Genomic DNA, 12,487 nt, shown 5'->3' with positions numbered 1-12,487 from the left:
GGGAGCATGCAGACTGTCGCGGCGGCCCTCGACCGACTGGGCGAGCTGGCGGCTTCGCCGACGGTCGCGCGACTCGCTTCGGCGTTCGAGGCGGCGGGCCACGAGCTCGCACTCGTCGGCGGCCCGGTGCGCGACGCGTTCCTCGGCCGGCCGGTGAACGACCTCGATTTCACGACGGATGCCACGCCCGACCAGATCCTCGCGATCGTCAAGCCGATCGCCGAGGCCCACTGGGACATCGGCCGAGCATTCGGCACCATCGGCGCGAAGATCGCCGGTGAGACCGTCGAGATCACCACGTACCGCGCCGATGCCTACGACGGCGACTCGCGCAAGCCCGAGGTCGTCTTCGGCACGAGCCTCGAAGACGACCTCACGCGGCGCGACTTCACCGTGAACGCCCTCGCCCTCCGCCTGCCCGGCCTCGCTCTCGTCGACCCGTCGGGCGGCATCGAGGACCTGATCGGCACCACCCTCCGCACGCCTGCAGCGCCCGAGCAGTCATTCGGCGACGATCCGCTCCGGATGCTCCGCGCGGCACGGTTCTCGGCCCAGCTCGGCTTCCACGTCGAAGACGCGACCCGCGACGCGATGACGACGCTCGCGGCCGAGATCGACCGGATCTCCGCCGAGCGGGTTCGCGACGAGCTGTCGAAGCTCCTCCTGACCGACTCGCCGGGCGGCGGCATCCGCCTGCTCGTCGAGTCGGGCCTCGCCGCGAGGGTGCTGCCCGAAGTGCCGGCCCTGCAGCTCGAACGCGACGAGCACCACCGCCACAAAGACGTGTACGAGCACAGCCTCACCGTGCTCGAGCAGGCGATCGCCTACGAGAAGTCGCGAGGCGTGCTCGACTCCCCCGACCTCGTCATGCGCCTCGCCGCGCTGCTGCACGACATCGGCAAGCCCGCCACGCGGCGCCTCGAACCCGGCGGCGCGGTCAGCTTCTACCACCACGACGTCGTCGGCGCGAAGCTCGCCCGCAAGCGCCTGCGCGCGCTGCGCTTCGACAACGACACGGTCGCCGCCGTCGCCCGACTCATCGAGCTGCACCTGCGCTTCTTCGGCTACACCGATGGCGCATGGACCGACTCGGCGGTGCGCCGCTACGTGCGCGACGCCGGCGACCAGCTCGAGCGCCTGCACATCCTCGCCCGCGCCGACGTGACCACCCGCAACCGCCGAAAGGCAGACCAGCTCGCGTTCGCCTACGACGACCTCGAGCAGCGCATCGCCGTGCTCGCCGAAGAGGAAGAGCTCGCGGCCGTGCGCCCCGAGCTCGACGGCGCAGAGATCATGCGGATCCTCGACGTGAAGCCCGGCCCCGTCGTGGGCGAGGCCTACCGCTTCCTGCTCGAGCTGCGCCTCGACGAGGGACCGATCGGCCCGGATGCCGCCACCGAGCGCCTGCGCGCCTGGTGGGCGCAGCGCGAGTCGTCGCCCTCCGGCTGACGCCGCGCTCGCTCACCGCACGCGTGGCGGCTGCGAGGCATCCTCAGCACCGAATGGTGTGCGGGCGGGGCATCCGCTACACTTACGAGGTTGCCCGTGTGCCGTAGTGCGGCCTCCACTCGCAACGTATGCACAACCCTCCTGCTGCAGAAAGACTGCAGCCGTTTGAGTCCGAAGGAGGTGGGTTAGTCATGCACCAGTACGAGCTGATGGTAATTCTCGATCCGGAGATCGATGAGCGCACCGTTGCTCCCAGCCTTGACAAGTTCCTCAACGTCATCAGGAATGATGGCGGCACCGTCGACAAGGTCGACATCTGGGGACGTCGTCGTCTGGCTTACGAGATCAACAAGAAGACCGAGGGCATCTACGCCGTCGTCGACTTCACCGCTGAGTCCAAGACCACCAACGAGCTCGACCGCCAGCTGAACCTCAGCGAGGCCGTCATGCGCACGAAGGTGCTCCGCGCCGAAGAGGCGATCGCACAGGTCGCCGCTCACGCGAAGGCTCAGGAAGAGAAGGCCGCGAAGAAGGCCGCCGCTTCCGCCAAGGCCGGTGCCAAGGCTGCTGCTGCAGCTGCCGCCCCTGCCGCGGCCACGAAGGACGCCTAGTCCCCATGGCCGGCGAGACCATCATCACCGTGGTGGGCAACCTCACTGCAGATCCCGAGCTGCGTTACACGCAGAACGGACTCGCGGTTGCCAACTTCACCATCGCATCCACTCCTCGTACGTTCGACCGTCAGGCGAACGAGTGGAAAGACGGTGAAGCGCTGTTCCTGCGCGCGAGCGTCTGGCGTGAATTCGCCGAGCACGTCGCGGGTTCACTCACCAAGGGTTCCCGGGTCATCGCTTCCGGGCGTCTCAAGCAGCGTTCCTACGAGACCAAGGAAGGCGAGAAGCGCACCACCATGGAGCTCGAGGTCGACGAGATCGGCCCGAGCCTGCGCTACGCCACCGCGACCGTGACGCGTGCCCAGTCGAACCGTGGCGCCGGCGCCGTCGGAGGCGGCTCCTTCGGGGGCGGCTCGTCCGACGAGGCCTGGTCGCCCAGCGCGCCCGCTGCAGCCCAGTCGGGCAGCGGCGGCGACGTCTGGAACGCCCCCGGTACGAACTACGGCGACGAGACCCCCTTCTAAGGCCTGAGTGCCGGCGATCGGATGCCCCCAGCCGGAGCTCCGATCGCACATCGATTTCAATAGACAGGAACAACAATGGCTGGAAAGAGCAGCGGCGACCGCCGCAAGCCGACCCGCGGGAAGGGCGCGAAGAACGCCGCCCCGGCGAAGTCCATCAAGGTCGGCGTGATCGACTACAAGGACGTCGCCACCCTGCGCAAGTTCATCTCGGAGCGCGGAAAGATCCGCGCCCGTCGCATCACCGGTGTCTCCGTGCAGGAGCAGCGACTCATCGCCCGTGCCGTCAAGAACGCACGCGAGATGGCGCTTCTGCCCTACTCGGGCTCCGGCCGCTAAGGAGCACGACAATGGCAAAGGTTATTCTCACGCACGAGGTCACCGGCCTCGGCACCGCCGGCGACGTGGTCGAGGTCAAGAGCGGCTACGCACGCAACTACCTGGTTCCGCAGGGCTTCGCCGTGGCGTGGTCGCGCGGCGGCCAGAAGCAGGTCGAGCAGATCAAGGCCGCTCGCGCGGCTCGCGAGCTGCACTCGCTCGAAGACGTGCAGGCCCTCAAGGCCAAGCTCGAGTCGAGCAAGGTCAAGCTGTCCGTGAAGGCTGGCCTCGGCGGCCGTCTCTTCGGTTCGGTGAAGACGGCGGATGTCGCGAACGCGGTCAAGGCCGCCGGTCTCGGCGAGCTCGACCGTCGCAAGATCGAGATCCCGACCCCCATCAAGTCGATCGGCGAGCACGAGGCGACTATTCGTCTGCACGACGAGGTCTCCGCGACGATCACCCTCCAGGTGGTCGCAGCGAAGTAGTTCGCAGACGCAGACGACGGCGGTTCGGGCTTCGGCCCGGGCCGCCGTTCTCGTCGTCCCCGGCTTGTCGCAGCCGTTTTGGGCCGCTGCGCCTACACCCGGAAGGCAGCAGCGCGCAAGTCTAGGGCCGCGTTTCCCTCACATGGTTGTGCACAGGATGACACTTGCTTGACATCCCATCCTGAAGAACTTTTCACTCACAGGTGTGGAAACACAAAATCGCAGGTGAACGCAGAATTCAACTCGTGTAATTCACACTATTTCCACAGTTGTCCACAGGCTGAGTGCACACCTTCGTCGGCGTTTCGCCCAGATTCTCCCCAGAGTTATCCACAGGCGAGGTTGTGCTGTGGATCAGGCTTCCCTATCGTGAAGCCGCGTCCCTTCCACCCCGTGTGTCACTCCGGTCGGAACCCCACTATCAGTGGGTCCCACCACACTGAGGTGTGGGCGCGGGTCGCTCACCCGTCGGAGCCGAATCGGAGGTTGCAGTTGTCGATCGCGCACATCGGGCTCGCTGAACCGCACGACGATGGCGGCGCCCGGCGAGGCGAACGGGTGCCTCCGCACGATCTCCTCGCCGAGCAGAGCGCACTCGGCGGCATGATGCTCTCGAAAGACGCCGTCGCCGACGTGGTCGAGACGGTGCGCGGCGTCGACTTCTACGTGCCGAAGCACGAGGTGATCTTCAACGCGATCCTCACCCTCTACTCGCACGGCGAACCCACCGATGTCATCGCCGTCACCGACGAGCTCACGAAGACCGGCGATCTCCAGCGGGCCGGCGGGGTCGAGTACCTCCACAACCTCACGAGCCTCGTGCCCACCGCGGCGAACGCGGGCTTCTACGCGTCGATCGTGGCCGAGCGCGCACTGCTCCGGCGTCTCGTCGAGGCCGGCACCCGCATCGTCCAGATGGGGTACGCCGGCGAGGGCGAGGTTACCGATCTCGTCAACAACGCCCAGGCCGAGATCTACTCGGTCACCGGCTCGGTCGAGACCGAAGACTACGTGCCGCTCTCGGAGGCGGTCACCGCCGCGTTCGACGAGATCGAGGCGGCAGCGCACACCGACGGCAAGTTCACCGGCGTGCCGACGGGGTTCGCCGACCTCGACGACCTGACCAACGGCTTCCACCCCGGTCAGATGATCATCGTCGCCGCGCGCCCCGCCATGGGAAAGTCGACCCTCGCCCTCGACTTCGCCCGCGCGGCTTCGATCACCCACGACCTGCCCTCGGTCTTCTTCTCACTCGAGATGGGCAAGAGCGAGATCGCCATGCGTCTGCTCTCGGCCGAGGCATCGGTGCCGCTGCAGAGCATGCGCAAGGGCACGGTCGACTCGCGCGACTGGACCACGATCGCGGCCACGCGAGGCCGCATCAACGATGCACCGCTCTACATCGACGACTCCCCCAACATGACCCTCGTCGAGATCCGCGCGAAGTGCCGCCGGCTCAAGCAGCGCGTGGGCCTGAAGATGGTCGTCATCGACTACCTGCAGCTCATGACGAGCGGCAAGCGCGTCGAGAGCCGCCAGCAGGAGGTCTCCGAGTTCTCGCGGGCGCTGAAGCTGCTCGCCAAAGAGCTCCAGGTGCCGGTCATCGCGCTGTCGCAGCTGAACCGTGGCCCTGAGCAGCGCGCCGACAAGATGCCGGCCCTGAGCGACTTGCGAGAGTCTGGCTCGATCGAGCAAGACGCCGACATGGTGATCCTGCTGCACCGCGAGAGCGCCTACGAGCGCGACAGCCCGCGAGCGGGCGAGGCCGACCTCATCGTGGCCAAGCACCGTAACGGCCCCACGCGCACCATCACGGTCGCGTTCCACGGACACTTCTCCCGGTTCACCGACATGGTGCAGGTGTAGGCCGAGATCGAACCCGAGTTCGCGCGGTGCCGGCAGTGTAGGTTCTCGCGCAACCTGTCATTTTCTCGATGACTTGTCACGCACTTGGCAAGTTGACAGTGGTCGAGAATTGAAGCCTCTGAGACGGATGATGGCCGCTACAGCCGCTTTGCATAAGGCGAGCTCGCGTAGGCGTATTCATCGGGCGAGCCAGCCGACAGGCGCGCCCGATCAGCGATCGACACCGGCCACCGTCGCTCGCACGATGCGCTCGCGGCGACGCACTCACGAGATGTGACGGTCTCATGGCCAGATGTACTATCGGGGCCATGACCGACGCCGTGAGGGCACCGGGCACTGCGCCCTCCTGACGTTGATCGGAGCCGCGAGAGCGGTGCGTCGGTGGAAGCACCAACCCAGGCAGTAATACGGCGCGTCGTGGGTCGCGGCAGTGGGCGCGGCTTCCCAGAGCTGAACGAAGTAACGCTCGAGCAGGCTGACGGTTCACTCATAGAGGCGCGCATCCCACCGCCGAACGGAGAAGGCGTCTCCTACCAGATCCTGCCCGTTCGGGTCGAGCTCCAAGACTTCGGAGAGTGCCCGTTGACGTGCCACCCGCGAGCGAGGCGCTCGCGCGACACCTCGAGCCCGAGACCGGATGCCGCCCCGGTCGCGAGGATGGGCCGGCTCATGACAACGCCTCCGCCGTCGCGCGCGCCGGTGCGGCGATGTCCGCGAGCTCCGGCTCCTCACGCCACCCGAAGCGGTCGTGGAAGCGGCGGAGGAACGGCGGCGCCCACCAATTGGCGCGTCCGGCCAGGCGCATGAACGCTGGCACGAGCACCCCGCGGATGATGGTGGCGTCGACGACTACCGCAAGGGCCATGCCGATGCCGAGCTGCTGGAGGAAGGTCACCTCGCTCGTCGCGTAGACGGCGAATGAGATCGCGAGGATCAGCGCGGCGGCGCTCACGAGTGGCGCCGAGCGTGCGATGCCACGCGGCACCGAGGCGACGACATCGCCCGTGCGGTCGTAGTCCTCCTTGATGCGGGCGAGGAGGAAGACCTCGTAGTCCATCGAGAGCCCGTACGCGATGCAGAACATGAGGAGCGGGATGCTCGGCTCGATCGTGCCGGTCGGCGCGAATCCGAGGATGCCGCTGAGGCCGCCCTCCTGGAACCCCCAGACGAGCACCCCGAACATCACCGAGAGCGACAGGAGGTTCAGGATCGAGGCCTTGAGCGGTGCGACGATGCTGCCCGTCATGAGGAAGAGCATGACGAAGGTGACGAGCAGGACGAGCCCCGCGACGAGCGGGAAGCGCTCGAGGACGCCGGCGCGATAGTCGGCGAGCTCGGCGGGGTAGCCGCCGACGATCGCGTCGAACGGCGCATCGAGGGCACGGATGTCGCTGACGAGGTCGATCGGGTCGGCGGCGAGTCGCTCGGTCGTCGGGAGCACGGCGATCCATGCGGCGTCACCGTCGCCGAAGCGGTCGGCACCGAACGGCCCGGGGTCGCCGATGCGCTCACCGTCGACGTACGCGCCGGTCGCGGCATCGACGCGCTCGATGCCGTCGAGCCGTGAGGCGGATTCGGCGTACGCTGCGATCGCGGCATCCGTCGCCGACTCGGTCACGATGTAGACGGCGTCGGCGTCCTCCGCAGCGAAGTCCGACCGGATCGTGTCGTACATCGCGCGGACCGGTTGCGTCGCGCGCAGGATCCGATCGTCGGGCGGGCCGAAGTTCGTTGCGAGCGCCGGCGCCCCGAGGGCGAGCAGCACGACGAGCCCGAGCCCGCCCGCGAGTGCGGGACGGCGCATGACGCGCGTCGCGGTGCGGTACCAGAAACCCTGCTCGGGTGCCGCCACGGCCGTGCCGGCCGACGCCGCCCGCTCGGGCCGCGCGACCCGGTGTCCCAACAACCGCAGCGCGGCCGGGAGCAGCACCGTCGAGCCGATGACCGCGGTCACGACCACAGCGATGCCTGCGTAGGCGAACGACGAGAGGAATGGGAACGGGAACACGAAGAGCACGGCGAGCGCCGCCGCGACCGTGGCGCCACTGAAGACGATCGTGCGCCCGGCCGCGTGCACTGCGGCTCGGACCGCGTCGGCGACCTCGCGGCCGGCGGCGAGCTCCTCCCGGAAACGGTAGGTCATGAAGAGCCCATAGTCGACGCCGAGGCCGATGCCCATGACGAGCGCGATGTTCGACGCGAAAGTCGAGATGTCGGTGAACTCCGACACGATTCGCAGGATTGCGAGCGTGCCGGCGACCGAGAAGAGCCCGACGGCCATCGTGACGAGCGCGGCGCTCAACCTCCGGTAGACGAGCCAGAGCAGCCCGATGACGAGCGGCAGGATGATGAGCTCGGCACGGAGGAAGTCGGTTCGCGCCTGCTCGGCAACGGCTCGGAACACCTCGTCGCTGCCGCCGAGCTGCACGGCGATGGCCCCATCGTCGGCACCCGCGATGACCTCCGCCTCGAGTGCGGGCAGGAGTTCGCCGCGCACGTGATCGGCGTCGCCGCCGGCCCAGGCGAGGATCAGCGCGGAGTCGCGCTCGTTGCTCGCGAGGCTCGCCGGACCGTCGGGCGACCAGTACGACCAGGCATCCTCGACGCCATCGAAGGCCGCGATCTGCTCGGTGAGCCCCGCTCCGGCCGCGGCGACGTCGGCATCGTCGACGTCGCCCTGCTTCGCTTCGACGAGCACGGCGATGTTCGGGCTGCTCGTGTTGAAGCGCTCCGCGAGGAGCTCACGCGCCATGACCGACTCCGAGCCCGGTGCGTCGTAGCGATTGAGCGAGAGCGACTCGATGGCGGTGGCGGCGAGCGCCGCGAACACGATGAACACGGCAACGGATGCCGCGACGACGGACTTGGGGAACCTGGACACCACACGGGCGATCACGTCGAACCTCACCTAGAATATGCGAGTAAGTAGTCGCCAAAGAATACGAGTAATTACTCGTGTTTGTCGACGTATGGAGTGCGATGTCAGCGGATTCCCAAGAAACGAAGCGGCAGGCCCGCGGTCGCGCGCGGATCGACCTGATCCTGCTCGCGGCGGCCGAGACCTTCGGCGACCTCGGCTACGAGTCCGCCACGACGAATGCGATCGCCGCGCGAGCCGGCATCTCGCCGGGCTCCCTCTACCAGTTCTTCAAGAACAAGGAGGACATCGCGAACGCGCTGTCCGAACGATATGCCGAGCAGCTGAGCGGCGTCGAGCTCGGCACGGGTGGCGTCGAGCCGCCGACCCTCGAGTCCGCCGTGCACGCGACCATCGTGCCCATCGTCGAGTTCAACCGGGCGAACCCCGGCTACAAGGCGCTCTTCGCACGCACCGACATGCCGGCGAGCATGCGCGAGGCGGTCGCCCCCGTCAGGGAGAACCTTCACGGGCGCATCCGCGCTGGAGTCGCGCGCCTCCTGCCGCAACTCGACGGCGGCGACCTCGAACGCACGGTGCTCGTCGTCATGCACATGGTGCAGGGACTCATGCCCTTGATCGTCGGCGCGCCCGACGCCGAGCGCGCCGCGCTCATGCGCGAGCTCGAGCGGAGCCTCGTGGCCTACCTGCAATCGGTCGCGGAGGGCTGATCCTGCGGCTGCAACGAGTCATGCCGACTTGACTGACCCGACTGGCATGTGCGCAGTTCCGACGGAACAGGTGCAACTCCACGCGTGCTTGTCAGCTACCGGCCGACGGCCTCGGCGGTGAACCCGTTGAGTCTCGGGCACCAGCACCGCACCGCCGAGCGATAGCGCCGGTACTCGTCGCCGAAACGCGCCTCGCGCCACCGACGAGCTCACTTCACGGGAGCAACTCGGATGCGATGCCACCGAGGATTCCGAGCGACGGGGTGAGGGTGAGGCAGCCCAGGACGACGACGAGCACCATCGCTGCAGCCGACAAGGCGAGAACGGCGCCGATGAAAGCCAGCGCCCGGACAGCCCGAGCCCATGGCCGAGGCTGCGATGCGTTCGGGTCGAGTTGCGGTGTCACCCCGCGCTCGCATCGCTCAACTGTGCGGGACATTCCCCGCCCGGCGTCGTCGCCAGTTCGAAATGCCACATCTCGTTGGCATACGTCTGGCAGAGGCCGTAGTCGGAGCCGTGCTGACTCAGCCAGCTGTTCGCATCCGTCCGGCCGATATCGACCGCTTCACCGGTGACGTGCTTCGACGTCTCGGGCGTGGAGACGAATCGTCTCGCCTCCTCCTCACTGCCGTACTCCGCGATGGCGGCGTCCAGCAGTACTTTCTGGTAGGCGGCGCTACGCCATCCATTCGTCACGACGAACTCGACGTCCTCTGCGATCGCGGCTCGGGCCGCGTCCTGCATCGCCGCACGCAACCCTGGTTCGAGCCGTGCAATCGCGGGCAGTTCGTCTGCGAACGGCGAAACCGACTCGCCTTCCTCGATGTATCCGTCGTCGACGCCGAACGCTGCGGAGTCTTGGCCTTGGAGAGCACCGGGCAGAGCGTCACCGGACAGTCCGCGTGCGCCGAGGGCGTGAAGGCCGACCAGAACGCCGAGCGTCAGTCCGATGAGAAGGAAGACGACGAGAGCTGCGGCGAGAACACGCCGGCTGTGCCGACGGCGCGTCGTGTCGAACAGGGTCAAGGGAGGCTCGCTCTCCCCCGCGTGGGGCGGGTGGAATCGGTGGTTGCGCAGGTTCGGTCACTCCAGTGCACCAAGTGGGCTGTTGCCTCGGCGTCTCGTGAAACGCATATGTTCCCGATATGCGCCGGCGCTTGCACGCCTTCACGAGTTTGGTATTCAGTGTTGCTATCTACCGGTACTCATGCTTACTATGTACCGGTAGTCAACGACACCGAGTACTAGTACTCATCACCACCGAATAGTGAAAGGAGGGGTTCCATGGGCAAGCAGACGACCGAGATGCTCAAGGGCACGCTCGAGGGCATCGTCCTCGCGATCCTGGCAGTGCAGCCGGCATACGGCTACGAGATCACTGCACGATTGCGCGACCAGGGCTTCTCCGACATCGCCGAAGGCACCGTGTACGCCCTGCTGGTCAGGATCGAACAGCGCGGCTTCGTCGACGTCGAGAAGGTCCCGTCAGAGAAGGGGCCGCCGCGCAAGGTCTACACGATCAACGCACAGGGCGGCGCCTACCTCGAGGAGTTCTGGAGGACGTGGAGCTTCCTCGCAGAACGGATCGAACAGCTCCACCACCGGATCGAACGAACGAACGAAGAGGGAGAGTAGTCATGGCTGCGAAGTGGTACGAGCTGATCACCGGATCGCTCGACGACAAGAAGGCGTACCGCCAGTACAAGGCCCGCATCGCGGCCCTGCCCGAGCCCTACGGCACCGCCGCGAAGGCCTTCGAGCGCTACTTCATGTACAACGGCGGCATCACCGACGGCGACTCCGCGGTGATGATCACGATGCTGAACGACTTCGCCGACCTGTGGGAGCGGGCCGCCGTCGACGGGACGCCGATCGAGGACATCGTCGGCGACGACCCGGTCGAGTTCGCCGAGGCATTCGCCGCGGCGTACGCCGGCAAGCGCTGGATCGACAAGGAGCGCAACCGCCTCACCGAAACCATCCAGAACCTCGAAGGGAAGGAAGAGCGATGACCACCGAAGCAGCCATCCGCGTACAAGGCATCGAGAAGTCGTTCAAAGACCTGCAGGTGTTGCGGGGCGTCGATTTCGAGGTCAAGCGGGGCAGCATCTTCGCGCTGCTCGGCTCCAATGGCGCCGGCAAGACCACGCTCGTGCGAATCCTGTCGACGCTGCTGAAGGCCGACGCGGGCTCGGCCACGGTGCACGGCTTCGACGTCGACGCGAACGCCGGCGATGTGCGTGAGTCGATCAGCCTGACCGGCCAGTTCGCCGCGGTGGATGAAGTGCTCACCGGTCGGGAGAACCTCGTGCTCATCGCGAAGCTCCGTCACCTGAAGAACCCCGGAGCGATCGCCGACGAGCTGCTCGCCCGCTTCTCACTCACCGAAGCGGGTGGCCGAAAGGCCGGCACCTACTCCGGCGGCATGCGACGCCGGCTCGACATCGCGATGAGCCTGATCGGCAACCCGCCGATCATCTTCCTCGATGAGCCGACCACGGGTCTCGACCCGCAGGCGCGCATCGACGTGTGGCAGACGATCAAGAAGCTTGCCGAGAGCGGCACGACCGTGCTGCTCACGACGCAGTATCTCGACGAGGCCGAGCATCTCGCCGACCGCATCGCGATCCTGCACAAGGGCACGATCATCCAGAACGGCACCCTCGCCGAACTGAAGCGCCTCCTCCCGGCGGCCAAGGTCGAGTACATCGAGAAGCAGCCCTCTCTCGAAGAGGTCTTCCTCACCCTCGTCGGCGACACCGGCGAGACCGACACCGAAGACGACCGCACCGACGGCGTGGTCCAGGCAGGAAGGGAACCACGATGACCACCCACGTCCTCAGTGACACCCGGGTCCTCACCGGCCGCTCGCTGACCCACATCCTGCGAAGCCCCGACACGATCATCACCACCGCGGTGACTCCGATCGCGCTGATGCTGCTCTTCGTGTACGTGCTCGGCGGCGCGATCAACACCGGATCCGATGAGTCGTACATCAACTACATGCTCCCCGGCATCCTGCTGATCACCATCGCCTCGGGCATCGCGTACACCGCGTACCGGTTGTTCCTCGACATGCAGGGCGGCATCTTCGAACGCTTCCAGTCCATGCCGATCGCGAGATCGAGCGTGCTCTGGGCGCATGTGCTGACCTCGCTCGTCTCGAACCTGATCTCGGTCGCGATCGTCATCGGCGTCGCGTTCATCATGGGGTTCCGCACCGGAGCATCCGTCGGCGCGTGGCTTGCGGTCGCCGGCATCCTGATCCTCTTCACCCTGGCTCTCACCTGGCTGGCCGTGATCGCCGGGCTCTCGGCGAAGACGGTCGATGGCGCGAGCGCGTTCAGCTACCCGCTGATCTTCCTGCCGTTCATCAGCTCGGCGTTCGTGCCCACCGACACGATGCCCGCCCCGGTCGCCTGGTTCGCCGAGAACCAGCCCGTGACGTCGATCGTGAACTCGATCCGAGCGCTGTTCGCCGGAGAACCGGTCGGCAGTGACATCTGGATCGCCCTCGCTTGGCTCGTCGGCATACTCGTCGTCGCCTACGCCTTCGCGATCGCGATCTACCGACGCAAGCTCAGCTGACGCGGGGCGCTGTTCGCGAACCGAGAGGAGCGCGCCTGCCACCCGATGGGGAGGCAGG

General features: G+C 67.0%; 14 protein-coding genes. 11 read left to right on the top strand and 3 right to left on the bottom strand.

What is annotated here, in order from left to right; all coding sequences use genetic code 11:
- Positions 1-6: 6 nt before the first annotated feature.
- The 6 genes from QFZ26_RS08160 (at position 7) to dnaB (ending at position 5,253) form a co-directional block, all read left to right on the top strand.
- Complete coding sequence (locus QFZ26_RS08160; RefSeq protein ID WP_307041004.1) at positions 7-1,449, top strand: CCA tRNA nucleotidyltransferase; 1,443 nt, start codon at positions 7-9, stop codon at positions 1,447-1,449.
- Between the two features lie 191 nt (positions 1,450-1,640).
- On the top strand, positions 1,641-2,060 hold the full coding sequence (rpsF, locus tag QFZ26_RS08155; protein ID WP_307041002.1) for a 30S ribosomal protein S6: 420 nt from the start codon (positions 1,641-1,643) through the stop codon (positions 2,058-2,060).
- A gap of 5 nt (positions 2,061-2,065) precedes the next feature.
- Positions 2,066-2,587, top strand: coding sequence for a single-stranded DNA-binding protein (locus QFZ26_RS08150; RefSeq protein WP_307041000.1), 522 nt, complete (start codon positions 2,066-2,068; stop codon positions 2,585-2,587).
- 75 nt (positions 2,588-2,662) lie between these two features.
- On the top strand, positions 2,663-2,923 hold the full coding sequence (gene rpsR / locus QFZ26_RS08145; RefSeq protein ID WP_022892391.1) for a 30S ribosomal protein S18: 261 nt from the start codon (positions 2,663-2,665) through the stop codon (positions 2,921-2,923).
- 11 nt (positions 2,924-2,934) lie between these two features.
- Positions 2,935-3,387, top strand: coding sequence for a 50S ribosomal protein L9 (gene rplI / locus QFZ26_RS08140; protein ID WP_307040998.1), 453 nt, complete (start codon positions 2,935-2,937; stop codon positions 3,385-3,387).
- A 492-nt stretch (positions 3,388-3,879) separates the two neighbouring features.
- Positions 3,880-5,253, top strand: a complete 1,374-nt coding sequence (gene dnaB, locus QFZ26_RS08135; RefSeq protein ID WP_307044995.1) for a replicative DNA helicase — start codon at positions 3,880-3,882, stop codon at positions 5,251-5,253.
- Positions 5,254-5,783: 530 nt separating this feature from the next.
- Here dnaB and QFZ26_RS08130 read toward each other — a convergent pair.
- Together QFZ26_RS08130 and QFZ26_RS08125 are read right to left on the bottom strand one after the other, a co-directional pair.
- Positions 5,784-5,924, bottom strand: a complete 141-nt coding sequence (locus QFZ26_RS08130) for a hypothetical protein (RefSeq protein ID WP_307040995.1) — start codon at positions 5,922-5,924, stop codon at positions 5,784-5,786.
- Entirely contained in the window at positions 5,921-8,161 is a 2,241-nt protein-coding gene (locus tag QFZ26_RS08125) for an MMPL family transporter (RefSeq protein WP_307040993.1), read from the bottom strand. The genes QFZ26_RS08130 and QFZ26_RS08125 overlap by 4 nt, the downstream gene beginning before the upstream one ends.
- Positions 8,162-8,232: 71 nt before the next feature.
- On the opposite strand from QFZ26_RS08125, the gene QFZ26_RS08120 reads away from it, so the two are divergent.
- Entirely contained in the window at positions 8,233-8,841 is a 609-nt protein-coding gene (locus tag QFZ26_RS08120) for a TetR/AcrR family transcriptional regulator (RefSeq protein WP_307040992.1), read from the top strand.
- A 402-nt stretch (positions 8,842-9,243) separates the two neighbouring features.
- Here the strand turns inward: QFZ26_RS08120 and QFZ26_RS08115 are convergent, their stop codons facing one another.
- Positions 9,244-9,867 carry a M15 family metallopeptidase gene (locus QFZ26_RS08115; protein WP_307040990.1) on the bottom strand — a complete coding sequence of 208 codons (624 nt, stop codon included), beginning with the start codon at positions 9,865-9,867 and terminating at the stop codon, positions 9,244-9,246.
- A 258-nt stretch (positions 9,868-10,125) separates the two neighbouring features.
- On the opposite strand from QFZ26_RS08115, the gene QFZ26_RS08110 reads away from it, so the two are divergent.
- Genes QFZ26_RS08110 through QFZ26_RS08095 form a run of 4 tightly spaced genes read left to right on the top strand, consistent with a single transcriptional unit; the run spans position 10,126 to position 12,429 of the window.
- Positions 10,126-10,476: a PadR family transcriptional regulator gene (locus QFZ26_RS08110; RefSeq protein ID WP_307040988.1), complete on the top strand. Its 351-nt coding sequence runs from the start codon at positions 10,126-10,128 to the stop codon at positions 10,474-10,476.
- 2 nt (positions 10,477-10,478) lie between these two features.
- Complete coding sequence (locus tag QFZ26_RS08105; protein ID WP_307040986.1) at positions 10,479-10,853, top strand: DUF1048 domain-containing protein; 375 nt, start codon at positions 10,479-10,481, stop codon at positions 10,851-10,853.
- Positions 10,850-11,668, top strand: coding sequence for an ABC transporter ATP-binding protein (locus QFZ26_RS08100; RefSeq protein WP_307040984.1), 819 nt, complete (start codon positions 10,850-10,852; stop codon positions 11,666-11,668). Before QFZ26_RS08105 ends, QFZ26_RS08100 begins: the two co-directional genes overlap by 4 nt.
- Positions 11,665-12,429, top strand: coding sequence for an ABC transporter permease (locus QFZ26_RS08095; RefSeq protein WP_307040982.1), 765 nt, complete (start codon positions 11,665-11,667; stop codon positions 12,427-12,429). The genes QFZ26_RS08100 and QFZ26_RS08095 overlap by 4 nt, the downstream gene beginning before the upstream one ends.
- Positions 12,430-12,487: the final 58 nt, after the last annotated feature.

The organism is Agromyces ramosus (genome assembly GCF_030817175.1).
GTDB classification, from domain to species: domain Bacteria; phylum Actinomycetota; class Actinomycetes; order Actinomycetales; family Microbacteriaceae; genus Agromyces; species Agromyces ramosus_A.
This window is presented reverse-complemented; position numbering and strand designations above follow the sequence as displayed.